We start from the raw sequence: 23758 nt of genomic DNA on the forward strand, positions 1-23758 counted from the left end.
GAGAAAAGTTCTGACGAAGGTCAGGGCCGGGGCTCGCGCCACCGGGACGTGATCGGGATGCGCCGGTCCCGCCCGAAGGCGAGGGCGGTGACCTTCGGGCCGAGCGGGTACTGGCGCCTCTTCCATTCTGCCCGGTCCACGAGCGTGACGACCTTGTCGACCACGTCGGCGTCGAAGCCGCGGGCCAGGAGCTCCGCGCGCCCCTCGGCGTGCTCGATGTAGGCGTCGAGCACCTCGTCGAGCAGGTCGTAGGGCGGCAGGGAGTCCTGGTCGACCTGCCCCGGGCGGAGCTCGGCTGAGGGTGGCTTGGTGATCGAGCTCTCCGGGATGGGGGGCAGCTCGCCGCGGTCGATCGCGGCGTTGTTGCGCCACCGGGACAGGGCCCACACGAGGGACTTGTCGACGTCCTTGAGCGGGGCGTAGCCGCCGACGGCGTCCCCGTAGATGGTCGAGTACCCCACCGCAAGCTCGGACTTGTTGCCGGTCGCCAGCACGAGGTGACCCTCGGCGTTGGACAGCCCCATGAGGATCATCCCGCGCACCCGGGCCTGCAGGTTCTCCGCGGCCACACCCTCCAGGTGCAGCTGGTCCTGGAAGGCGTCGACCATGGGGGCGATCGACTGCACGCGGTAGTCCGCGCCGATCCGCTTGGCCAGGTCGGCGGCGTCGTCTTTGGAGTGGTCGGAGGAGTAGACCGAGGGCATCGACACGCCGAAGACGTTCGCGCCGCCGATCGCGTCGGCGCTGATCGCGGCGACCAGCGCGGAGTCGATCCCACCGGACAGGCCCAGCACGACGGAGCTGAAGCCGTTCTTGCGCGCGTAGCCGGCCAGCCCGGTGACCAGGGCCTGGTAGATCTCTTCATGGGGATCGAGCGCGGGGGTGAGCTCGCCGCGGTAGGCAGGAGCGCCGTCGTCGGCCAGGTCCCACACGAGCAGGTGCTCGACGAACTGCGGGGCACTCGCCAGGACCGACCCGTCGACGCCGACGACGAAGGACCCGCCGTCGAAGACCAGGTCGTCCTGCCCGCCGACCATGTTGATGTAGGCGACCGGGGCGTTGACCTCTCGGGCGCGGCGGGCGGCGAGCTCGGTGCGCAGGTGACCCTTGCCCTGCTCGAAGGGCGAGCCGTTGAGGACGAGCAGCAGGTCGACGTCGGCGGCATCCATCTGCGCGACCGGCCCGCCGTCCTGCCAGATGTCCTCGCAGATGACGATGCCGATCTGACGCCCGGACACCTCGATCACGCAGGTCTCGGAGCCGGGGGCGAAGATCCGGAACTCGTCGAAGACCCCGTAGTTGGGCAGATGGTGCTTGCCGTAGACGGCGCGGACCTGGCCGCCGCTGAGCACCACGGCCTCGTTGGTGGGTCGCAGGCCCGGGCTGCTGGGGGAGGCCTGCGGGGCACCGACCGAGCCGACCACGACGGTGAGGCCGCCGAGGCCGGTGCGGTCCAGCTCGGCGGCGATCGCCGCGATCGCGGCCTGCGCGGCGCGCTGGAAGGAAGCCCGCAGGGCGAGGTCCTCGATCGGGTAGCCCGTGACCGTCATCTCCGGGAAGGCGACGACGTGGGCGCCGGCGGCGGCCGCGCGGGCCGACCACTCGAGGATCGCCTGGGTGTTCTGTTCGATGTCGCCGACGCAGGTGTCGATCTGCGCGAGCGCGATCCGGATGTCCATGCGTCTCACCCTATTGCCTGGCGTCTAGACATCGATCCGTCTCACCCTATTGCCAGCCATGGATCCAATCTCCCGACGTCTATACAGTGAGGCGTTGCACGGATGGATTCAGCTCTGGCGGACCCGAATGCGTGCCGCGCCCCGAGTGGGTGTGGCATCAGGCAGGATGTACTCATGGACAGGCAGCAAGAGTTCGTGCTCCGCACGGTCGAGGAGCGCGACATCCGCTTCATCCGCCTCTGGTTCACCGACGTGCTCGGGATGCTCAAGTCCGTCGCGATCGCGCCGGCTGAGCTCGAGGCCGCCTTCACCGAGGGCATTGGCTTCGACGGCAGCGCGATCGAGGGGCTCACCCGCGTCTATGAGGCGGACATGATCGCCCGCCCGGACCCGACGACGTTCCAGATCCTGCCGTGGCGCGGCGAGACGCACGGGACCGCCCGCATGTTCTGCGACATCCTCACCCCCGACGGCGAGCCGTCACTGGCTGATTCCCGCAATGTGCTCAAGCGAGCGCTGGCCAAGGCCAGCGACCAGGGGTTCACCTTCTACACCCACCCCGAGGTCGAGTTCTACCTCTTTGAGCCGCCGACGGCGAACGGCCCCCTCGTGCCGATCGACCACGGTGGGTACTTCGACCACGTCGCCCGCACGCAGGGCCACGACTTCCGTCGCGCCGCGATCACGATGCTCGAGTCCATGGGCATCTCGGTCGAGTTCTCCCACCACGAGGCCGGCCCGGGGCAGAACGAGATCGATCTGCGGTACGCGGACGCACTGACCACGGCCGACAACCTGATGACCTTCCGCACGGTCATCAAGGAGGTCGCGCTCGAGCAGGGCGTGTTCGCCTCGTTCATGCCCAAGCCGCTCGCCGACCAGCCCGGGTCCGGGATGCACACGCACCTGTCGCTCTTCGAGGGCGACCGCAACGCCTTCCACGAGCCCGGCGCGCAGTACGAGCTGTCCAAGACCGGCCGCCAGTTCATCGCGGGGCTGCTCATGCACGCCGCCGAGATCACCGCGGTCACCAACCAGTACGTGAACTCCTACAAGCGGCTGTGGGGAGGCGCCGAGGCGCCGAGCTACATCTGCTGGGGGCACAACAACCGGTCCGCGCTCGTGCGCGTGCCGATGTACAAGCCCGGCAAGGGCAACTCGAGCCGCATCGAGTACCGCGCGCTGGACACCGCTGCGAACCCGTACCTCGCCTTCGCGCTCATGCTCGCGGCCGGTCTCAAGGGCATCAAAGAGGGGTACGAACTGCCCGACGCGACGTCGGACGACGTCTGGGAGCTGACCGACGCCGAGCGCCGCGCCATGGGCATCAGGCCCCTGCCGCAGTCCCTCGATGACGCGATCGCGATCATGGAGAAGTCCGAGCTGGTCGCCGAGACCCTCGGCGAGCACGTCTTCGACTTCTTCCTCAAGAACAAGCGGCAGGAATGGGAGGGGTACCGCGCGCAGGTCACCCCCTTCGAGATCAAGCGGCTCCTGCAGGTCCTCTGACGGTCCTGTCCCACATCGCAGCACATTGCACGAAAGAGCTGGAGCCGCACAACCATGGTGAGCACGGGCCGGACCACGTCGCTGACCGGCAGACTGACCCGGCTCGGGTTCTCCGACGCGAGGCGCGCCGCGCAGCTGTGCGCGGACTCCGACCTCGTCGCGGTCGTGGGTGAGGTCACCGCGGACTCCGGCCTCGTCGTCGCGCTCGGCGACGCCGCAGACCCCGACCTCGCGCTGCTCTCCCTCGTGCGGCTGTGCTCGGCGCTGCTCGCGGAGGACTCCGCGGACTCCGTGCGGCGCGCGGAGCTTGTCGCCACGAGCCTGACCAGCACGATCTGGGACGGCGACGACGCCGGGGTGCTCACCCGGCGCCGGCTCGTGGCCGTCCTCGGAGCGTCGATCGCGCTCGGCGACGAGCTGGTGCGCCATCCCGAGCTCGTCGACGTCGTCGCGGACGCCACCTCTGCGGTGGGCGTCGACGTACGGGCCGTGCGGGCGGAGATGCTGGCGGCCGTCGGTGCCGACGCCGACGCGGTCGTGCCGGTCGCCTCCTCGGCCGGCCCAGAGGTGACCGACTCCTTGCGCCGGGCCTACCGGAGCCGGCTGCTACGCATCGCGGCGACCGACCTCACGTCGACCGAGCCGCTGTCGATCCTGCCGGCCGTGGCCGCGGCCCTGGCCGACCTCGCGGCAGGAGCCCTCGAGGCCGCTCTCGCGGTGGCCCGTGCGGAGATCGACGACCACGGGGTCGGTGTTCGCCTCGCCGTCATGGGCATGGGCAAGTGCGGGGGCCGTGAGCTCAACTACGTCAGCGACGTCGACGTCATCTACGTCGCGGAACCCGTTGACGGGTTCACCGAGGACTACGCCTCGACCGTCGGTGCGCGCCTCGCGGCGGGCCTGACCCGGGTGTGCGGGGCCCCGAGCGGTGAGCCGGCCCTGTGGCCGGTCGACGCCGCGCTGCGCCCCGAGGGCAAGAACGGCCCGCTCGTGCGCACCCTGGCCAGCCACGTCTCCTACTACGAGCGCTGGGCGAAGACCTGGGAGTTCCAGGCCCTGCTCAAGGCGCGGCTCGTGGCAGGGGACGCCGAGCTGGGGTACGCCTACGTCGAGGCGATCACGCCGATGGTGTGGTCCGCGGTGAGCCGGGCGAACTTCGTCGAGGACTCCCAGGCGATGCGCCGCCGGGTCGAGGACCACGTCCCGGCCGCCGAGGCGGACCGCCAGCTCAAGCTGGGCAAGGGAGGCCTGCGCGACGTCGAGTTCACGGTCCAGCTGCTCCAGCTGGTGCACGGCCGGTCCGACCCCTCGATCCAGAGCTCGAACACCCTGACGGCGCTCGCGGCGCTGGCCAGCGCCGGGTACGTGGGCCGGGAGCACGCCGCCCAGCTGGCCGTGTGCTACCGGTTCCTGCGGGTCCTTGAGCACCGCATCCAGCTGTTCCACCTGCGCCGCACGCACCTCATGCCGACCGCCGACGACGACCTGCGCCGCCTGGCCCGGTCGGCCGGGCTGCGCCTGGACGGGCCCGAGGGTCTGCTCGCCCGCTGGCGGACGGTCCGCCGCGACGTGCGGACCCTGCACGAGGAGCTGTTCTACCGCCCGCTCCTGCCGGCGACCGCCCAGCTCTCGGCAGAGGAAGCGAGCCTCGCGCCCGAGGCAGCCAAGGCGCGCCTCGCGGCGATCGGCTACCGGGACCCGGCCGGATCGATGCGGCACATCGCCGCGCTGACCGACGGGGTCAGCCGCCGTGCCTCGATCCAGCGCCAGCTGCTGCCGGTCATGCTCGGGTGGTTCGCCGAAGGGTCGGATCCCGACTCCGGTCTGCTGGCCTTCCGGCGCCTCTCCGACGAGCTCGGCACCACCCACTGGTACCTCAAGCTGCTGCGCGACTCCGGGTCGGCCGCCTACCGCCTCGCGTCGCTGCTGTCGACGTCGAAGTACGTGGCCGAGGCGCTCGGCCGGTCTCCCGAGTCGGTCAAGTGGCTGGCCGACGACGCCGACCTGCGCCCGCGCAGCCTCGACCGTCTGCTGACAGAGTCGGACGCGTTCCTCTCTCGCGCCGACGACCCGCAGCGGGCAATCACGGTGCTACGCGCCATGCGCCGTCGGGAGCTGGCCCGGATCGCGTGTGCGGAGCTCCTCGAGGTGAGCGACCCGAGCGAATCCGCCCCGAGCATCTCCGACGCCGCTGACGCGCTGCTCATCGGAGGGCTGCGGATTGCCCGTCGCGTCGTCTGCGACGAGCAGGGGATCCCTCACGACCAGGCACCGGCGACCATGGCCGTGATCGCGATGGGCCGCCTCGGTGGGCGTGAGGTCGGCTACGGTTCGGACGCCGACGTCATGTTTGTCTACACCCGCGCCAACGACGCCGACGACGCCGCGGCGCAGGCCTTTGCGAAGGCAGTCGCCCAGCGCATGCGCACGCTGCTCGGAGGCGCGAACGAGGAGCCCCCACTCCAGGTCGACGCCGACCTGCGGCCCGAGGGCCGCAACGGACCGCTCGTGAGGTCCTTCGACTCCTACGCCGAGTACTACGGGCGCTGGTCCGCCGCCTGGGAGAGCCAAGCCCTGCTGCGGGCCCGGCCGGCCGCGGGCGATCCGGGGCTCGGCGACGCGTTCATGGACCTCATCGCCCCTCTGCGGTACCCGGAGGGCGGGATCGACGCCGCGACCGTGCGGGAGATCCGCCGGATCAAGGCGCGCGTCGAGTCCGAGCGGCTGCCTCGCGGCGTGGACCCGGCACGTCACCTCAAGCTGGGCCGAGGGGCGATCAGCGACGTCGAGTGGACGGTCCAGCTGCTCCAGCTCCAGCACGGGTACGCCGTCCCGGGGCTGCGCACCACGGAGACTCTCGCGGGGCTGCGTGCCGCCTGCGAAGCGGAGCTCATCAGCGCCGACGACGCCGAAGTCCTCGGTGCTGCCTGGCAGCTCGCCTCGAACCTGCGCGACGCCCTCGTGCTGTGGTCGGGGCGGATCGGCGGCGCGACGGCCGACGTGCTGCCCTCCGACCACAGGGCCCTGCGCGGGATCGCCACGGCGCTGCGCTACCCGGGTGGAGGCGCCGACCTCGAAGAGGACTTCCTGCGCACCGCGCGCCGGGCCCGCCTGGTCATGGAGCGCCTCTTCTACGGCGAAGAAGACGCCTGACATCTCCGTCCATCCCTCCCGCTGAGTGCGGGTGATAGGCTGCCCAAAAAGGACACCGGACAGCCATTCGACCGCACTCAGCGGATTGCGCGGGGTCTGGGATCCGGCCGATGGGGAGAACGATGAAGCGTGATGCGTCCGCGGGTCCAGCCGTGCTGAGCTCCTTGGTGACCGTGCCGATCGGGAACCCGACGGCGGCGCGCGCCGACCACCTTTCGCCGCTGCGCCAGGCGTGGTTTTGGTTCTACGCCCTCGCCGCGCTGAGCGCCGTGGGGTTCTGCGCCTTCGCGATTCGTGAAGGGTATGCCTCCGACGCCGAGCTGCGGGGCGGAGGGTGGACGTCAGGTGAGACGGTGACGCTGATCACCGGCTTGGCGTTCGTCCTTGTCGGCCTGGTCCTCCACCGCCGAGCCGCGCATCGTGTCGGACGAGCGGCTCACTCCACCCGCCGCTGAGGCGTGCCACCACTCGCTGAGTGCGCGAAATAGGCTGCCCGAACCGGACACGAGGCAGCCATTCCACCGCACTCAGCGAAGTCTCCTGGGGATGGGACCTCAGGGCGTGATCGGTTCTTCGGCTTCGCGGTTGGCCGGGGTGGCCGTGGGGTCGCGCAGCATGTGGGAGTCGACCAGCTCGTGGCGGCGCAGGTACGTCGTGGCGACCGCCTGGATGGTGGCCGCGATCGGCAACGACAAGAACGCGCCCAGCGCGCCGAAGACCGCACCGAAGGCGAGCACCACGACGAACGACATCGCCGGGTTCATCTGCAGGGCCCTGGCCGAGACCTTGGGGGAGAGCCACAGGTTCTCGACCTGCTGGTAGGCGATGATGAACGCCAGGACGAGGATCGCCTTCTTCGGCCCGTCGGTGGTCAGCGCGAAGACGATCGGCAGCGCGCCACCGATATACGTACCGATGGTCGGGACGAACTGGGAGACCACGCCGGTGAACAGCGCGAGCGGCAGCGCGTAGGGGATCTGGATGATGGTCAGGAAGACCCCGGTGAACAGGCTCGCCACGGCCGCCAAGACCACGCGGGAGTTGATGTAGTCGGAGATCTTGGTCTGAGTGATCTCCCAGAGCTTGAGCACCTCAGTCTGGTTCTTCGGGCTGAGCCACCCGCAGATCGACGCGCGGAACCTCGGCCCGGCTGCGGCCAGGTAGTACGCGACGAGCATGATCGTGGTGAAGGCGAACAGGCCCGAGATCACCGACGTGCCGATGGCCAGCGCCCGGCTGGCGACCTCGTTGCCCCAGTCCTGGATGAGCTGGGCCTGCAGGTCCTCCATGGCCGGGACCTCGACCTTGAACTGCCCCTCGATCCAGGTCGCCACTGACTCGTACGTGTTCGGCAGGGACGTGATGAGCTCCCCAGCCTGCTCGACGAAGATCCGGCCGAACAGTGCGAGCACGGCGATCGCGCTGGCCAGCAGGCCGAAGAGCACGACGGCGGTCGCGCCGCCGCGCTTCCAGCCGTGCTTGACGAGCCACACGATCATCGGCTCCATCGCCAGGGCGAGGAACAGCGCGATGATGAGGTTGACGAACAGCGACGTGAGCGACCCCATCGCCCGCCAGACGAAGATCGCGGCGAACACGGTGAGCACGGTCAACAGCAACGCCCGCGGCAACCATCTCGGCGGGCGCGCGGAGTCAAAGGTCGCGCTGCGCGACGTCGGCTTCATCGCCCGAGACTAGTCGAGGCCGCGCACCCGCACGGACAGGCAGGTCACGCAGCCCTCGAGCTTCTCGAACTCGGAGATGTCGACCGTGATGACGTCGTACCCGAGGTCGCTGAGCAGGGCGGCGGTCGCCGGCGCCGAGGCGGACATGAGCAGCGACGCCCCGCCCAGGCACACCACAGCCGTGCCGTGCGGCTCGGGGACCGGCAGGAACCGGGGGTAGATCGAGGGGTCGTCGACGAAGTCCGGGTAGCCGATGACGGTTCCGTCGGGCAGCGCGGTCACGGCGGTCTTGAGATGCAGCACCTTGGTCACCGGGACGGCGACCACCTGGGCGCCGAGCGGGCTGAGGATCGCGCGCAGCTGGCGCACGCCCTCGGCGTTGGTGCGGCCGCCGCGGCCCACGTACACCGTCGAGCCGACCTTGAGGACGTCGCCGCCGTCGAGGGTACCCGGTTCGCGGATCTCATTGAGCGAGCAGCCCAGGTCCTCGACGACCGAGCGGGTGCCGGCCGGTTCGGGGCGCCGGGAGAGGGCACCCGGGCGGGAGGACACAGAGACGTTGGCGTACATGACGACGGAGTCCTCGATGAAGACGGCGTCGGGGCAGTCGTCGGCAGGCTGCACCTCGATCGTGGTCCAGCCATGGTCGTTGAGCACCCCGACGTAGGCCTCCCACTGTGCGATGGCGCGCTCAAGATCGACCGGGACGGGTTCGATGTGCTCGACGAGCCCCTCGGGAAGACGCGGACCAGGACGGCGGACGAGCGCGATCGAAGACATGCGGCCAGTCTAGTGCGCGGCGCGACCAAGTTCCCGGGCAGGCAACCGCAGGCGACCTACCGCACGGCCGGGTTCCGGTTGCGCGGCAGGACGATCACGGGCACCGTCGCGGCTCGCAACAGCTTGGTCGCAGTCGACCCGAGGAAGACCTTGGTCAGCGCGGACTCCGACGAGGAGCCCATCAGGAGCACGTCGCCGGCCTGCCAGTCGAGGTCCGCGACGGCATGCTCCCAGCTGGGCCCGCTCACCACGGCGGACTCGTCGACCGGGGCGAGCTGGGCGGCGTCCGGGCGCCCCGACAGCTCGGCGACGGCGCGGCGCTGTCCCGCCTCGGCCTGCTCCCGCCACGCGTCGAGTACGGAGTCCTCGATGTCGAAGCCCATCTCCGGCGGGAACATGGTCTTGCGGCGGATGGCGAAGGTCACCATCCGCAGCGGCACGCCGGCCCGGTGGGCCATCTGGGCGCCCATGGCCAGCACCTCGGTGCTGGACGGGCCAGAGTCCACGGCGACGGTCACCCGGGTCAGAAGACGGCCGGAGCCGTCGGCCGAGAAGCCGCGCGGGGCGATCGCGACGGGGACGGGCGAGGAGTGCAGCACCCGGTCTGCGACGGAGCCGACGGCGATCCGGCCGCGGACCCCGTCCTCGCTCGATCCGAGCACGAGGGTCGTGGCCGCGTGCTCGGTCGCCGCGTCGTGCAGGGCGGCCGGGACAGACCGGGCGAGGCGGACGTCGTCCGTGGCCGGGACACCCGCGGGCAGGAGGGCGCGCGCGGCGGTGAGGAAGGAGGTGGCCGCCTCGCGCTGGGCGGCGGCGTGGGCCGGCGTCGGGCCGGTCCAGCGATGCTGGAGAACGCCGCAGACGACGACGTCGGTCGCCAGGGACCGGGCGAGCAGCCCGCCCAGGGCGAGCGCGCCGCGGTCTCCGGTGTCCAGTGCCTGCCCGACGACGATCGTCATGACTTCTCCTGAGGTGGCATGCGGTCGGTGAGGTCCAGGGGCGGGCCGGCGGCGAGCGTCTCCAGGACGGAGTGCTTGATGGACCAGCTGAAGTAGAAGACGAGGGCGGCCCCGGCCCAGATCACGAAGGCGATGAGGGTGACCGAGCCGAGCCCGCTGATCACGTAGGCGCACGCGAGGACCGACAGGACGGGGGTCACCGGGTAGCCGGGAACCTTGAAACCGCGGGGGAGGTCGGGGGCGGTGCGGCGCAGCACGATGACACCCACCGAGACGAGCGAGAACGCCACGAGCGTCCCGATCGACGTGAGGTCGGCGAGGATGCCGAGCGGGACCACCCCGGCGAGGACGGCGACGACGACACCGACGATGATGGTGTTGGTCATCGGGGTCTGGGTGCGGCGGTCGATCCGAGCGAAGACCGGGGGGATGAGGCCGTCACGGCCCATCGCGAAGAGGATGCGGGTCTGGCCGTAGAGGCAGATGAGCGTGACCGAGAAGATCGAGATGACCGCGCCGGCGGCGAGCAGCAGACCCGGCCAGCTGGAGCCGGTGATGTTCTCCAGGATCGTGGCGAGGCCGGCCTTCTGCCCCTCGAACTCGCCCCACGGCTGGGCGCCGACGGCGACGAAGGCCACCAGGAGATAGACGACGGTGACCACGGCGAGGGAGGCCATGAGGGCGATCGGGATGGACTTCTTCGGGTTGTGGACCTCCTCGCCGGCGGTCGCGATCGCGTCGAGGCCGATGAAGGAGAAGAAGATCGAGCCGGTCGCGATAGACACCCCGGCGAAGCCGAAGGGCGCGAACTGGGAGAAGTGGTCGGCCTGGAAGCCGGTGAGCCCGACGGTGATGAACAGCACGAGCACGCTGATCTTGATGATCACCATGATCGCGTTGGCGCGTGCGGACTCGCTCGCCCCGCGCAGCAGCAGCAGGACGCACAGGGCGACGAGGATCATCGCGGGCAGATTGATGACGCCGCCGCTGTCCGGGGCCAGGGAGAGGGCGTCCGGGAAATGCCACCCGATGGTGCCTTCGAGCAGCAGGTTGAGGTATTCCGACCAGCCGACGGCCACCGCGGCCGCGGAGACCCCGTACTCCAGGACCAGGCACGCGCCGACGACGAAGGCGACGGCCTCCCCGAGGGTCGCGTAGGAGTAGGAGTAGGACGAGCCCGACGACGGGATGGTCGAGGCAAGCTCGGCGTAGCAGAGCACGGTAAGCCCAGCCACGATCGCGGCCAGCAGGAAGGACCCGATGACCGCCGGTCCGGCCTCAGGGACCGCCTCGGACAGGATGAAGAAGATCCCGGTGCCGATCGTCCCGCCGACCCCGATCATCGTCAGCTGGAAGGTCGTGATCGACCGCCGCAGGTGCACCTGGGTGGCGGGGTCGCCGCTGGGGGTGTCTGCGGTGGTGAGGGCGTCGGCGGGGATGCTCTTGCGGAACATCCGGTGCACGAGGGTGTCGGTCATGGGGGTCGTGGCTCCGGGGGGAGGGGGTGCGCGGTGCCCGGAACGAGGCCGGGCTGCCCGGACATCGTATCGGCGCGCGCGGGGATTGCGCGGGCCGGAGGTCCCCCGGCCCGGCGCTCGGGGGGGACCTACGCGTGCGCGACGACCAACCAGAACTGTCCCGAGGAGGCGCACATGTCAGGGATGTCGGCGTAGGCGAAGGGCTCGTCCGTGGCGCCGCCACGCAGCTCGACCGTGTCGCCTTCCTTGAGCGACTCGGCCTGCTCCACGGACGACGGCAAGATCGGGGTGACCGTCCCGCCTGTGACGGGGTCCTGGACAGTGAGGCAGCCGTCGCTGTCATGCACGACGCCGGTCAGGAGCGCGGCGTCCCCGACGCCGGGCTCGGCGTCGGCGTAGCGGGCGAAGGCGAGGCCGTCGGCGGATGTGGTTGTCGGGGTCGTCACTCCGTCCGAGCCGCAGGCGGTGAGGCCGACGAGGATCGCGATCGTGGCGAGGATCGGGAACGTCGGGAATGGTCGGTCATGGCTGGGTGAGGGGTGCTGGGTCGATGCTGAGTTCGTTGAGCAGCACGAGGATACGGGCCTTGATGTCGTCGCGGATGGGGCGGACAGATGCGATGCCCTGGCCTGCCGGGTCGTCGAGCTTCCAGTCTTCGTAGCGCTTGCCGGGGAAGATCGGGCAGACGTCGCCGCAGCCCATGGTGATGACGACCTCGGAGGCCTGGACGGCGTCGGGGGTGAGGACCTTGGGCGTCTGGGCGCGGATGTCGATGCCGACCTCGAGCATGGCCTCGACGGCGACCGGGTTGATCTGGTCGGCGGGCTGGGACCCGGCCGAGCGAACCTCGACCTGCCCGCCCGAGAGCGCCTGGAGGAATCCGGCGGCCATCTGGGAGCGGCCGGCATTGTGGACGCAGACGAACAGGGCTGAGGGCTTGGTCGCGGTGGTGGCGTCAGTCATGGTGTCTCTCCTGGTGGTGTGCGATGGGGGTGCCGGTCACGCGGATTCGGGAAACGTGAGGTCGGGGAGCAGGGAGGTGAGCAGGGTGCGCACGCGGGCGTCGATCTGGGCGGTGATGGCCAGGACGCCCTCGCGGGAGGCCAGAGCCGGGTCGCCCACAATCCAGTCCTCGTAGCGGGTGCCGGGCAGGACGGGGCATGTGTCCCCACAGCCCATGGTCACCACGACGTCGGCGGCGCGGACGGCGTCGTCGGTGAGCGGCTTGGGGAAGGCGGCGTCGGTGTCGGCGCCCAGCCCGGTCAGGACGTCGCGCACCTGGGGGTGGATGTCGCCGGCGGGCGCGGACCCGGCCGAGCGCACGACGACGGCGTCGCCGGCATAGCGGCGCACGAGCTCGGCGGCGAGCTGGGAGCGGCCGGCGTTCGCGACGCAGACGAACAGCACCTGCGGCGGTCGGGTACCGGACTGCTCGGCCCGGGTGATGTCTTCCAGGCGCTGGCGAGCGAAGCGCTCGGCGGTGACGACCAGGTGGGACCGCACGCCTGCGCTGCGGGCGAGGGCGGCGTAGGACTCCCGGACGGTGGTGGTGACGAGGTGGGGCTCGAGATCGGTGAACCGGGCCTTCAGGTCGTCGGCGACACGGGTCAGCACCGCGTCGACGTCGGCCAACCCCTCTGGCGCACCAGGGGCGGCTGCGTCGAGAATCGCGGGAGCGAAGGCGTCCAGGAGGGTGCTCACCGAGCCGCGCAGGTCGGGTGCGATGCGGTAGTAGACCCACGTGCCGCGGCGCTGGGAGGTGAGGATCCCGACGTCCTTGAGGACCTTGAGGTGGTGGGAGACCGTGGGTTGGGCGACGTCGGCGACGGTGGCGATGTCGCAGACGCAGGCCTCCCCGGTGGGGCTGGTGGCGATGCAGGACAGCATGCGCAGGCGCAGCGGCTCGGCCAGGGCCTTGAGGACGGTGGCCACCTGCGCGGCGGCGTCCACGCTCATGGTGTGCGCTGCCGGCGAGGCCGGCTCGCACGAGGGGACGATGGCGGTGGTCATGGGGCGTCCTCTACTTCTGGGGCAGGGTCTGGTAGGGGTCGATGTGGAACCAGCGCCGCCCCACCCAGAGGGTCACGTAGACCAGGGCGACCAGGACGGGGACCTCGATGAGCGGGCCGACGACCCCAGCCAGCGCCTGTCCCGAGGTGGCCCCGAAGGTGCCGATCGCCACGGCGATGGCGAGCTCGAAGTTGTTGCCGGCCGCGGTGAACGCCAAGGTCGTGGACTTCGCATAGCCCAGGTCCAGGACCTTGCCCGCCACGATCCCCACGCTCCACATGAGGGCGAAGTACACCAGCAAGGGCAGTGCGATGCGGGCGACGTCGAGCGGCTGGGAGGTGACGGCCTCACCCTGGAGGGCGAAGAGCAGCACGATCGTGAACAGGAGCCCGCACAGCGCCCACGGGCCGATGACCGGCAGGAATTTCTCCTCGTACCAGTCCCGCCCCTTGGTGCGCTCACCGATCGCACGGGAGGCGAACCCGGCAGCGAGGGGGACACCGAGGAAGACCAGGACGTTGAGCGCGATCTGCCCCATGGAGATGTCCAAGCCAGCGGTGTCCAGTCCGAGCCAGCCGGGCAGGATCGTGAGGTAGAAGTACCCGAGCAGGGAGGACGCGACGACCTGGAAGACGGAGTTGATGGCGATGAGCACCGCGGCGGCCTCTCGGTCACCGCAGGCCAGGTCGTTCCAGATGACGACCATCGCGATGCAGCGCGCCAGGCCAACGATGATCAGGCCCGTGCGGTACTCGGGCAGGTCTGCCAGGAAGATCCATGCCAGGGTGAACATCACGGCTGGGCCCACGAGCCAGTTCAGGACGAGGGAGCTGATCAGCAGGCGCTTGTCCCCGGTGACCGAGGCCACCCGGTCGTAGCGGACCTTGGCCAGGACCGGGTACATCATGACGAGCAGTCCCAGGCCGATCGGCACCGAGATCCCGCCGACCTCCATCCGGGAGAGCAGGTCCGACAGACCCGGGATGAAGCGGCCCAGGACCAGGCCGGCGACCATAGCGATGCCGATCCAGGCCGGGAGCCACCGGTCGAGGGTGGACAGACGGGCCCTGCCCGTCTGGGCCGGTGGTGCAGTAAGTGTGGGGGCGTCGGTCACGACTGCGGCCAATCTCGAGAAGGCGAACATCCGGTCTGTATCGACCCTGATCTATATTAATCAAGATCAATATAGTCACACGCTCGCCCGCCACCTCCGCGCCGCAGCGCCCCAGACGCCCGGCGTCGCTACCTGTACCTGGTTCTCGATGCCTTCCGGGCGGAGCGTGCCCATCCGCTCCCGGTGCCGCCCATGAGCCCTCGCCAGGTATACGACGCCATGGTCAGGCTCGGCGGTACAACGTGCTGATGGAGGCCTACGCCTACTGCCTGATGGAGACCGCGTAGCAAGGGGTCTCAAGCCGACCCAGGCGGTCGAGGGCGCCGCGGCGCCCGTGGTCATGCCCGGGTGGCGGTCAGGAGGTCGATGATCTCCGCGGTCGTCCCGGTTTCGCCCAGCCGCGGGAAGACGCGGGTGACGGTGTACGTATGCGCGTCGAGGCTCATATCGGTCATGGCGTCGACGGCCAGGGTCACGTTGAAGCCGTTCTCGTATGCCTGCCGGGCGGTTGACTCGACGCCCACGCTCGTGGCAACGCCCAGCACCACCACCTGCGTGACGCCCGCGTTTTTCAGGTAGTCGTCAAGGTCGGTGGTGGGGAACGCCCCCCAGGTACTTTTTACAACCGTGTGGTCGCTGGCTTGCTGCTTGAGTTCTGGGACGAGGTCTGCCCAGCCAGCGGGGCGCTCGCCGCCTGCGCGTGGCGGCTGTTCGGTCCGGCCGGGGGCACCGCCGACGACGGTGACCAGCACCACGGGGAGGTTGTGGCTGCGGAACGCGCCGGCGAGCTCGCTTGCGCGTTGGACGACGTCGTCCGTCGGGTGGGCGGTGGGCAGGGCGACAATGCCCTTTTGGAGGTCGACGACGATCAGTGCGGTCTTGGAATCGAGGGTTGTCAGTGTCAAGGGGGATCTCCTGGGGGAAGGGGGACGGGAGCGAGGGGCTATGAGTCGGCAACTCGGCAAAGTCTGGCAACTCTATGGTGCCGTGCGCGCTGCCCGTCACGATGCGGGGGCTGCCTGCGGAGTTTCGGTTCCACGACCAGTGGGGGAGTGCCCTCGCCAGGTCTAGCCCGTCCCACCCTCCGGAAACATGCCTGAAACATTGCGTCGTTTCAGGTAACAGTGGGGTCCTAGCATGCTCGGAGCGAACGTCGTCGACAGAGAGCTGGACCATGACCGCCAACGAAGTCCGAAGCCAGGCAATCACCGAGGTGCTCAACCGCACCGCTGTGGAGACCGTGGAGACCCGCCCGCTGAGTGAGATCTGGGCGATCGACGTGTTCAACCTGGCGAAGATGGAGGAGGCGCTCTCCAAGAACGCCTTCAAGGCCATGAAGAAGACCGTTCAGACCGGTGAGCCTCTCGACTCGGCCACGGCCGACATCGTTGCCGCCGCGATGAAGGACTGGGCGATGGGCAAGGGTGCGAAGTTCTTCTCGCACGTGTTCTACCCGCTCACCAACATCACGGCCGAGAAGCACGACGGGTTCATCGTCACGAACCCAGAGGGCAACGCGATCACCGAGTTCACCGGCAGCCTGCTGATCAAGGGCGAGCCGGACGGCTCCTCGTTCCCCAACGGCTCCTTGCGCATGACCAACGCCGCTCGCGGCTACACGTCCTGGGACCCGACCAGCCCGGCGTACATCATGTGGACCGCCAACGGCGCGACCTTGATGATCCCGTCGGTCTTCATGTCCTGGACCGGTGAGTCCCTCGACAAGAAGATCCCGCTGCTCCGCTCCATCTCAGCCATGGACGCTTCTGCTCGCCGCGTGCTCACCCTGATGGGGGAGACCGATATCGCGCCGTTCAACGCGAGCTGCGGCGCCGAGCAGGAGTACTTCCTGGTCGACCAGCACTTCGCCGTTGCGCGTCCCGACCTGTTGCTCGCCGGCCGGACCCTCTTCGGTGCCGCCCCGGCCAAGAGCCAGGAGTTCGACGACCACTACTTCGGTGCCATCCCCGAGCGCGTGCAGGTCTTCATGCAGGCCTTCGAGGAGAAGCTCTACCGCCTCGGGATCCCGGCCAAGACCCACCACAATGAGGTCGCCCCCGGCCAGTTCGAGATCGCGCCGTACTACGAGGCCGCCAACGTCGCCGCCGACCACCAGCAGCTGCTGATGACCGTGATGAAGGCGACCGCCGCTGAGCACGGCTTCCTCTGCCTCCTGCACGAGAAGCCGTTCGCGGGCATCAACGGCTCGGGCAAGCACGTCAACTGGTCGGTGGCCAACTCCACCCAGGGCAACCTGCTCGACCCCGGGACCTCGCCGGAGCACAACCTCAACTTCCTGCTCTTCTGTGGTGCCGTCATCCGCGGTGTGCACAAGTTCGGACCGCTGCTCCGCGCCGTGATCGCCACCGCGTCCAACGACCACCGCCTCGGTGCCAACGAGGCCCCGCCGGCGATCCTGTCGGTCTATCTCGGTGACCAGCTCGAGGGCGTCTTCAACGACATCAAGGCCGGCAAGATCTCGGTCTCCTCCGACGGTGGCGTGATGGACCTCGGTCTGTCGCAGATCCTCAACTTCCAGCGTGACCCGGGCGACCGCAACCGCACCTCCCCGTTCGCCTTCACCGGCAACCGGTTCGAGTTCCGCGCAGTCGGTTCCTCGCAGTCGGTCTCCGGTCCGCTGACCGCTTTGAACACCATCCTGGCTGATTCCCTCCAGTGGGTGGCCGACCAGCTCGAGGTGCAGCTCGAGGCCGGCAAGACTCGCCCGGAGGCTGTCGCGATCGTCATCAAGGAGCTCATGGAGCTCCACAGCGACGCGGTGTTCGGCGGCGACGGCTACTCCTCCGAGTGGCACGAGGCCGCCGTCAAGGAGCGCGGCCTGCGCAACCTGCCGACCAGCGCTGAAGCCCTCCCGGTCTTCACCGAGCCCGACATCATCGCGCTGTTCGAGAAGACCGGAGTCCTGTCTGCCCTCGAGCTCAACGCTCGCTACGAGGTGTACGCCGAGCAGTACATCAACTCGATCGCGGTCGAGGCCAAGCTGGTCATCGACATGGCCAAGACGATCATCTACCCGGCCGCGCTCAAGTACGCCGCCGACCTCGCGAACACGTACGCCGTCGCCAACGAGGTGGGCGTGTCCTTCGACACGACCCAGGTCAAGGTCATCGCCGAGAACGCGAACCTGCTGCTGTCGACGGTCGCCTCGCTGAGCTCCGAGCTGGAACGCCACGACTTCGCCGACACCAAGGCTCACATGTTGCACTCGGCGACCTCCATCAGGGGGCTCATGGACACTGCCCGCAGCCATGCGGACGCCCTCGAGGTCGAGGTGGACGACGCCGTCTGGCCGCTGCCGAAGTACCGCGAGATGCTCTTCATCAAGTGACGGTTTAGCTTTCACTGCCACGCCCCGCCGACCGTCTGGTCGGTGGGGCGTTGTGCTTGGAGCATGGACTACGCCGGGAGCTGCTGCCTACTTGGGCGGCGCAGGTGCGCACGTCTGCGAAGGAGCGCAACCGTGCCGGCGCCACCGAGGACCAGGGACGTCGCGACGAGCACTGGGATGGCCTTGGCCCCGGTGTTGCTGAGGGTCGGTGCCTCGGGATGGGAAGACCCTGTGTGCGGCAGCACCGGTGCGTGGCATCCGAGGCCAGAAGTGCGCATCGGGGTGATCCTGACCGTCACCCCGACGACTGAGGGGTCCTCGAGAGTGTGGGCCTGAGCGGGCCACGGCATGGAGGCCGCAGCGGGGGCGACGGCAGTCGACAGCAGCAGTTGCCTGATCGCGGGGGCTGACCTGGCTACTTCTCCTCAACGTGGGACGTGGTGTGAGCTGACTCCAGGCGCCCTTCGGCCCGGGCCGCGTCAAGCAGCCCGCTAACGTGGGTAGAACGACGGCGCCGATCAGGGAGAACTGCATAGGCCACGAGCGCTACCCCGAGCAGGCTCGCCAGCTGTGGCCACGGAAGTGCCCAGACCTGGGTGGACCCGGCGACGGTGAGCAGTGTGCCTCCTTGGGTGGAGGTCGTCAGGGAGGCCGTGACGAGGAAGAGGCCGGCAGTCCAGATGCTGTCCACCCGGGAGGACAGCACGCGGCTGTCCCCGGGAAGGAGCTCGATGACAGGGGTGCCATCAGCCTGGCTCAGAGGCCCGTCCGGCCGGCGACGCCTGCCATGCCGTCGGTGGTCACCGTCATGTTGCCGTCGTTGATGATCGTGACCTCGACGTCCATGTCCCGGGGGACCCTTCGAGGGTCAGTATCGTTTGATGATGCGGGTGGGCACTCGTGATCGACGCTCCGCGAGCCTGTCGACGACGATCTCTCGAGACGGCCGGGGTTGATCGCTGAGGATGGCGTCCTTGTGGGCGTCTTCGACGGCAGCACGAATGTCGGCGAACGACAGCCCTGCAGTCTCCTCGACGAGGTCGCCGGTTGCCTTCAGCCGCCACGGGCGCAACAACCGGGTGAGCATTTCTTGGCGTTGTTCCTCAGTTGGTTCAGGCAGTTCCAGTACATCGTCGAAGCGACGGAATAGCGCACTGTCGAGGGCATGGCCGGTGTTCGTCGCCGCGACCAAAAGGCTGTCACTGTGGTCGGAATCAAGCAGTTGCAGGAAAGTAGTGACGACTCGCTTCATCTCTCCGACCTCGCTGTCGTCGAGGCGAGTACGACCTAGAGCATCGAACTCATCAAAAAGGTAGACGCCGCGAACTCGGGTTGCTTCGGCGAAGACATCTGCCAGCGTGCTCGCGGTCTCGCCGAGGTACTTGCTGAAGACGACCTCTAGTCGTACGCGGATCAATGGCAACTGCAGTTCGCCTGCGAGTGCTTGCGCCGTCATGGTCTTCCCGCAGCCTGGTGGGCCATGAAGGAGGAGACGCCGTCGGGGTTTGAGGCCATGGTCGGCCAGTACATGTGCTCTTCGTTGCTCTACCACATACCGCTCAAGGGCGACGCGGGCTTGTGGTGTCAGCACCAAGTCGGTGAGTTTGGTATCGCTGTAGCCGACAGACAGGATTTGCTCGAGGTTGCGAGGTGCTCGCGCGAGTGGTGTGGCTTGCGCTGCGGAGTCTGGACGAGAGCCCTCTATCCGTAGTTCCCTCAGGCGTTCGGCCAGGCGCGAGTGGCCGGCCCGCGATTCGGCGGCGATCACCTGGTTGAGGAGGTTGGAGAAGCGTCGATTGTCTCCGCTGTAGTGCGCTCGCACCAACTCGGTCAAGTACTCGGCGTTTGCCATGGTCCACCTCCTCGTGAGTAGCCTACGACCTTTGAGGGTTGAGGTATTAATTTAGCACTATGATGGCCGCATGCAGCAGCGTGGCAGGCCGACTCGAGAAGCGCGTTCGCGCGAAGACTTGGCTCGGGCGGTGGTGGTCACGTTGGCGCAAGCTCGTCGCGATGCCGGGCTGACTCGTCGGCGCTTGTCCGAGTTGAGCGGCGTCTCGGGACACACGATTGCGAAGATTGAGCAGGTAGCCGTGACGGACCCGGGTTTCGCGGTCGTGGCTGCCATCGCCGGCGCGCTTGGGCTGACGCTGGACGATCTACTTCGTCGCGCGAGTAACGCAGTGAATGTGTCGGGCGTGTCAGCGCCCGGTTGAAGCGATCGCCAGACAGAATCGGACGATGATCGTCAGCGGCCTACCAATGCTCTCGTTGCGACCGGCAGACCGAGAGAGGTTTGTTACGCGTCGCTCGGCCCGCACGCCCAAAGCGCCGGAGCGCGACCGGAGCCAGCACGGCGCGTCCTTGCTCGACCAGATCGACCGTCTCGCAGAACAGTTCGCTGCGATCCGAGCGGAGCCAGGGTCTTCGTCGATCGTGACTGCTCGGGGAGCGCATCTGGACGACTACACGGTGTCTCGGCAGCTGGCGCCGGCCAATTCGGGAAGCGAGCTGCTTGTCAGCGACGAAGGCCGTGTGGTCTTCCGTGTGTCGGACGACTTGGCTGGCCTGAGGGCGAAGGCGGTCGCCTACACGGAAGAAGACACACCAAAGGGCAATCCGCGTTTTGGGGACTTGGTCGCTCGCATTGACCAGATCGCGATGGCCACGATTGCGGACCTGAGCCTCGGCGAGATTCCGGACGACACTGCAGATGAGGATCGATTGTGGGTCGAGATCTGGACGCGCGGTGGAGCGCGGCTGAGTCCCGCAGAGCACCAGGGCATCGACGCCGCCGTAGCAGCGTTTGCCGCACTCACGACCGATTCGTTCGATGTGATCCCAGTTTTCCATGGACCAGAGCGCGACGTGCGTGTCGTCTTGGCGAGCGGGGCTTCCTTGAAGGCTCTTCCAGTTCTTCTCCCGGATGCCGCTGAAGTACACCTAGCGCCCGCTGTCTTTCCGATCGTTCTGGCAGAGTCGCGGGATGATGCCGGTGAGTTGGCGCGCGTTGATCTACCACCTGAGAATGCCATCGTTGTCGCTGTTCACGACAGTGGGGTCGACTCATCTCATCCGTATGTCAACCCCATCCTTCTTGGTGCGGCGAGTGTTGTACCGGGTGTTCTCGGCGCAACTGACACTGACGGACATGGAACCCAGATGGCGGGAGTCGCCGCATACTCGGCGCTTGCGGACGGGGTGGCTGGCGGGTACCTGCACGCAGATGCATGGCTCATCGCTATGCGACTCCTTGAATCCTCTGCCGACGCTGGGGGAGACCCCGAACGAGGTGTGATGTGGGCCGAGCGGACCGCCGAGTCGGTCGAAGTGGCTGAGTCGCTCGCCGGTGATCGTCCCGTGGTGCACAACCTGAGCATCGGCGCCGACAACCCCGCGATCGGCAGGACCGATCGAACCGCCTGGTCAGTCTCGGCTGACGTCCTGGCCTGGAACGGTGGTCAAGGGCGAGTCCTGGTCGTTGCTGGCGGGAATGCCGACACGATCACGGATCCGGCCGACTACCCATACATCAACCTCGGGCCGTCGTACTTGCAACAGCCCGGGCAGGCATGGAACGTCTTGACGGTCGGCGGATACAGTGCCTTGGGTGCGCTAACGGTCGAAGACACCTCCATGGGCTACCCAGCACCATTGGCGCGGCCAGGCCAGTTGAGTCCTCACAGCCGGACGGCCGCCGTCGCGAACAGCCCGATCAAACCGGACATCGTCATGGAGGCCGGCAACACCGGTCCTGGTGGGGGTTTGGAGAACCCTGAAGCTCAAGGCCTGAGTATCCTCACTCTCCGCTCGACCGCTGGAGGATCGGCAAGCCTTCTGCGGAGGACCTACAAGACCAGCCCCGCTGCTGCTGCTGCCTCAAATGCACTCGCGCAGATCGCTGCAGCGCATCCCGATCTCGCGCCGGCGACATGGCGCGCCCTGCTCGTACACACCGCCCGCTGGCCGGAGGCCGCTGTCGCGCAGTTCCCTGACCGGCGTGATCTGCTGCGCTCGTTCGGCTACGGCGTTCCACGGACCGAGCTTGCGATGGCCAGCGACTCCAACCGCCCAGTCATGATCTACGAAGGCTCGCTCAGGCCGAGCCGCCGCATACGCTCAAAGCCCGATCGCCAGGCAGACTTCATCGAGATTCCGTTTCCTGAGGACGAGTTGCACGCCATCGGCGATTCGATTGTCGAATTGACAGTGACGCTTTCCTACTTCGCGGAACCGACAGACAATCTCACTCGGCGCGCATACGTCGGCGGCCGTCTCCGGTGGGACCTCCAAGGGCCGTCTGAGACAGGGGACGGGTTCCGTGCCCGCATCAACAGGGTTGTGCACGAGCAAGGTGTGACCCCTGGAGCAGGCTCCTACCCTTGGGTGATTCCAGCGGACGATCGCTCGCGCGGGACGCTTCAGCACGACCACACCACTGTCCCGGCAGCGAATATTGCGGGCACGCGACTGCTTGCCGTCTATCCGGTCCTCGGCTGGTGGGAGGATGCCCGCGAGGGGTGGGAGAAAGACCTCCCGTACTCCGTTGTCGTCAGTGTGGACCTCGGCGAGGTCGAGCTGGACATTCATACCCTCGTAGCCGCGGCCCTCCTGCCAATCTCCGTTCCAGTCCGGCACTCACCTTGAGCTTCGGGGAAATGCGCGGCGGGTTTCGGCATGGTGACGCGGAGGGTCGCTTTGCGTCGTCTTAGTCCGTCGGTTCGTCTGACGATCGCTCGTAACCGTCTCATTTTGGATCCCGCACGCCTGAGCCGCATCTTCCTTGAAGGTGCCATCGGGGCGTAGTTGAACCAGCTCAGCTTGTGAGTGCCTACGAGGTGTCCTCGTCGTCGGGGACCTGCGCCTCGGGCGCCTCCCCGACGACGAACCCGTACCGCTCGCTGGGGCCCCCGTCGATCGTCTGGTTGAGGTCTTGAGCAGGTCCGACTGGTCGTCGCCGGCCGTGGTGATCCCGGCCACGACACCGTTGACCAGGTCCGACCAGAGGGCGGCCTTCATCAGGTGCGCCTCGTCGGCCAGGCGCTCGAAGCGGTCGCGCAGCTTCGCGTTGCCTTGGATCGCCGTCAGCAGCCGCGTGTAGACGATCTGGGCCTGCTCGGCGCTCAAGGCGATGCCGATGAGGAGCGCGCCTGCCTCGCGGACCAGGCCATGAAGGCCCAGGATCGCCTACAGGACGCGCTTGCCGTCCCTGGCGGCCCATGGAGACCACGACCTGGCGGTAGGGCAGCTCACCGGTGAGCGCGTGGCCCGGCGGGTACGTCTCGAGGATGTGGCGCAGCAGCCATCGCTGCCACTCGTCGACCTCCACGGGTGCCCCGGAACGGCAGACGCCACACGATGTCCACCAGGCGCAGCAACCAGTCCTCGTGCGTGGTGAAGTCCTCCGCGCCCGTCAGCGGAGCCGAGAAGCGGACGGGCAGCCACGGCTCGCTCACAGATCCGCCTCCGCAGCGATGCCACGCATCCTCGATGACTGTGGCGTACAGAAACAGGCCCAGCGTGTTCACGGCTTTCATGTCGCTGCCGAGCGCGATCAGGACCTCACGCTCGCCGTTCTCCTGGACGATCGACGCCAGGACGAGAACCTTCAGCGGGAACCAGCCCTGCTCCTGGATTACAGCTGTAGTCGCATCGGCCACCTGCTGGATGCGTTCACTCTCGGTGGCAGTCACGCGCGCGCCTCCTTGGTGTCATAGCCTCGTAGCAACAGTGCTGGTCAGCGAGGGGTGCGGGTGTGGGACGCAGGATGTTGACGGTCGCCGATCGGGTGGAGATCTCCACGGGCCTCAAGGCCGGGTGGTCGGTGCGCAGGATCGCAGCTCATATCGACCGGGCACCGTCGGTGGTCAGCCGGGAGATCCGGCGCAACTCCACGAAGACGCTGGGGTACCGGTTGGTCGCGGCTGACTGCCGGGCCGAGCGGAGCCGCAGCCGCCCTCAGACGGGGAAGATCGCCGGCGACAAGGTCCTGCGAGCCCGGGTCCTGGCGGACCTGAAACGGTCGCGGACCCCACGTCAGAT

Annotated in this window: 22 protein-coding genes; 7 read left to right on the top strand and 15 right to left on the bottom strand. The window is 68.3% G+C overall.

The genetic code is table 11. From position 1 onward, the window contains the following. Positions 1–20: 20 nt before the first annotated feature. Positions 21–1679: an NAD+ synthase gene (locus tag BLQ50_RS12970; RefSeq protein WP_093184262.1), complete on the bottom strand. Its 1659-nt coding sequence runs from the start codon at positions 1677–1679 to the stop codon at positions 21–23. 174 nt (positions 1680–1853) lie between these two features. On the opposite strand from BLQ50_RS12970, the gene BLQ50_RS12975 reads away from it, so the two are divergent. The 3 genes from BLQ50_RS12975 to BLQ50_RS12985 all read left to right on the top strand — a co-directional run bounded on the left by BLQ50_RS12975 (position 1854) and on the right by BLQ50_RS12985 (position 6796). Next, positions 1854–3188, top strand: coding sequence for a glutamine synthetase family protein (locus tag BLQ50_RS12975; RefSeq protein ID WP_093184265.1), 1335 nt, complete (start codon positions 1854–1856; stop codon positions 3186–3188). 54 nt (positions 3189–3242) lie between these two features. Beyond that, a complete protein-coding gene (locus tag BLQ50_RS12980; protein WP_093184268.1) occupies positions 3243–6341 on the top strand; it encodes a bifunctional [glutamine synthetase] adenylyltransferase/[glutamine synthetase]-adenylyl-L-tyrosine phosphorylase in 3099 nt (1032 codons plus the stop codon). Positions 6342–6463: 122 nt separating this feature from the next. Continuing rightward, entirely contained in the window at positions 6464–6796 is a 333-nt protein-coding gene (locus tag BLQ50_RS12985) for a hypothetical protein (protein ID WP_139185821.1), read from the top strand. A 99-nt stretch (positions 6797–6895) separates the two neighbouring features. On the opposite strand, the gene BLQ50_RS12990 is transcribed toward BLQ50_RS12985, so the two are convergent. The 9 genes from BLQ50_RS12990 to BLQ50_RS13030 all read right to left on the bottom strand — a co-directional run bounded on the left by BLQ50_RS12990 (position 6896) and on the right by BLQ50_RS13030 (position 15272). Beyond that, positions 6896–8026, bottom strand: a complete 1131-nt coding sequence (locus BLQ50_RS12990; RefSeq protein ID WP_093184271.1) for an AI-2E family transporter — start codon at positions 8024–8026, stop codon at positions 6896–6898. A gap of 9 nt (positions 8027–8035) precedes the next feature. Continuing rightward, positions 8036–8806 carry a dimethylargininase gene (gene ddaH, locus BLQ50_RS12995; RefSeq protein ID WP_093184274.1) on the bottom strand — a complete coding sequence of 257 codons (771 nt, stop codon included), beginning with the start codon at positions 8804–8806 and terminating at the stop codon, positions 8036–8038. Positions 8807–8862: 56 nt separating this feature from the next. Then, positions 8863–9765: a universal stress protein gene (locus tag BLQ50_RS13000; protein ID WP_093184277.1), complete on the bottom strand. Its 903-nt coding sequence runs from the start codon at positions 9763–9765 to the stop codon at positions 8863–8865. Then, positions 9762–11243 (bottom strand): amino acid permease, encoded by a 1482-nt coding sequence (locus BLQ50_RS13005; protein ID WP_093184279.1) that lies wholly within the window; start codon positions 11241–11243, stop codon positions 9762–9764. The genes BLQ50_RS13000 and BLQ50_RS13005 overlap by 4 nt, the downstream gene beginning before the upstream one ends. Positions 11244–11371: 128 nt before the next feature. Then, complete coding sequence (locus tag BLQ50_RS13010; RefSeq protein WP_093184281.1) at positions 11372–11689, bottom strand: hypothetical protein; 318 nt, start codon at positions 11687–11689, stop codon at positions 11372–11374. 76 nt (positions 11690–11765) lie between these two features. Continuing rightward, positions 11766–12206, bottom strand: coding sequence for an arsenate reductase ArsC (locus BLQ50_RS13015; RefSeq protein WP_093184284.1), 441 nt, complete (start codon positions 12204–12206; stop codon positions 11766–11768). A 36-nt stretch (positions 12207–12242) separates the two neighbouring features. Further along, positions 12243–13253 (bottom strand): metalloregulator ArsR/SmtB family transcription factor, encoded by a 1011-nt coding sequence (locus tag BLQ50_RS13020; protein WP_093184286.1) that lies wholly within the window; start codon positions 13251–13253, stop codon positions 12243–12245. Positions 13254–13263: 10 nt separating this feature from the next. After that, complete coding sequence (gene arsB / locus BLQ50_RS13025) at positions 13264–14367, bottom strand: ACR3 family arsenite efflux transporter (RefSeq protein WP_093184384.1); 1104 nt, start codon at positions 14365–14367, stop codon at positions 13264–13266. Positions 14368–14705: 338 nt separating this feature from the next. Then, positions 14706–15272: an isochorismatase family protein gene (locus BLQ50_RS13030; protein WP_093184289.1), complete on the bottom strand. Its 567-nt coding sequence runs from the start codon at positions 15270–15272 to the stop codon at positions 14706–14708. Positions 15273–15541: 269 nt separating this feature from the next. On the opposite strand from BLQ50_RS13030, the gene BLQ50_RS13035 reads away from it, so the two are divergent. Then, a complete protein-coding gene (locus BLQ50_RS13035) occupies positions 15542–17716 on the top strand; it encodes a glutamine synthetase III family protein (RefSeq protein ID WP_093184291.1) in 2175 nt (724 codons plus the stop codon). 68 nt (positions 17717–17784) lie between these two features. Here BLQ50_RS13035 and BLQ50_RS18660 read toward each other — a convergent pair whose 3' ends face one another. From BLQ50_RS18660 to BLQ50_RS13045, 3 genes are all read right to left on the bottom strand, one after another. Further along, a complete protein-coding gene (locus tag BLQ50_RS18660) occupies positions 17785–17994 on the bottom strand; it encodes a hypothetical protein (RefSeq protein WP_175559125.1) in 210 nt (69 codons plus the stop codon). 137 nt (positions 17995–18131) lie between these two features. Beyond that, on the bottom strand, positions 18132–18422 hold the full coding sequence (locus tag BLQ50_RS13040; RefSeq protein ID WP_093184294.1) for a hypothetical protein: 291 nt from the start codon (positions 18420–18422) through the stop codon (positions 18132–18134). 162 nt (positions 18423–18584) lie between these two features. Beyond that, positions 18585–19568: an AAA family ATPase gene (locus tag BLQ50_RS13045; RefSeq protein WP_093184296.1), complete on the bottom strand. Its 984-nt coding sequence runs from the start codon at positions 19566–19568 to the stop codon at positions 18585–18587. 70 nt (positions 19569–19638) lie between these two features. Between BLQ50_RS13045 and BLQ50_RS13050 the strand changes: the two genes are divergently transcribed. Continuing rightward, the gene (locus tag BLQ50_RS13050) at positions 19639–19932 is read left to right on the top strand and encodes a helix-turn-helix domain-containing protein (RefSeq protein WP_093184299.1); all 294 of its coding nucleotides are present in this window, start codon (positions 19639–19641) and stop codon (positions 19930–19932) included. A gap of 25 nt (positions 19933–19957) precedes the next feature. Next, positions 19958–22363, top strand: a complete 2406-nt coding sequence (locus BLQ50_RS13055; protein ID WP_175559126.1) for a S8 family serine peptidase — start codon at positions 19958–19960, stop codon at positions 22361–22363. On the opposite strand, the gene BLQ50_RS18665 is transcribed toward BLQ50_RS13055, so the two are convergent. Together BLQ50_RS18665 and BLQ50_RS13060 are read right to left on the bottom strand one after the other, a co-directional pair. Next, positions 22355–22843, bottom strand: a complete 489-nt coding sequence (locus tag BLQ50_RS18665) for a hypothetical protein (protein WP_175559127.1) — start codon at positions 22841–22843, stop codon at positions 22355–22357. The two genes, BLQ50_RS13055 and BLQ50_RS18665, sit on opposite strands and share 9 nt — an antisense overlap. A 122-nt stretch (positions 22844–22965) precedes the next feature. Continuing rightward, on the bottom strand, positions 22966–23409 hold the full coding sequence (locus tag BLQ50_RS13060; RefSeq protein WP_093184306.1) for a hypothetical protein: 444 nt from the start codon (positions 23407–23409) through the stop codon (positions 22966–22968). 74 nt (positions 23410–23483) lie between these two features. Here BLQ50_RS13060 and BLQ50_RS13065 point away from each other — a divergent pair. Next, positions 23484–23758 (top strand): helix-turn-helix domain-containing protein (locus tag BLQ50_RS13065; protein ID WP_139185809.1); only part of this gene is annotated, 275 nt, incomplete at its 3' end.

It is taken from the genome of Sanguibacter gelidistatuariae (assembly GCF_900096585.1).
Lineage (GTDB): Bacteria > Actinomycetota > Actinomycetes > Actinomycetales > Cellulomonadaceae > Sanguibacter > Sanguibacter gelidistatuariae.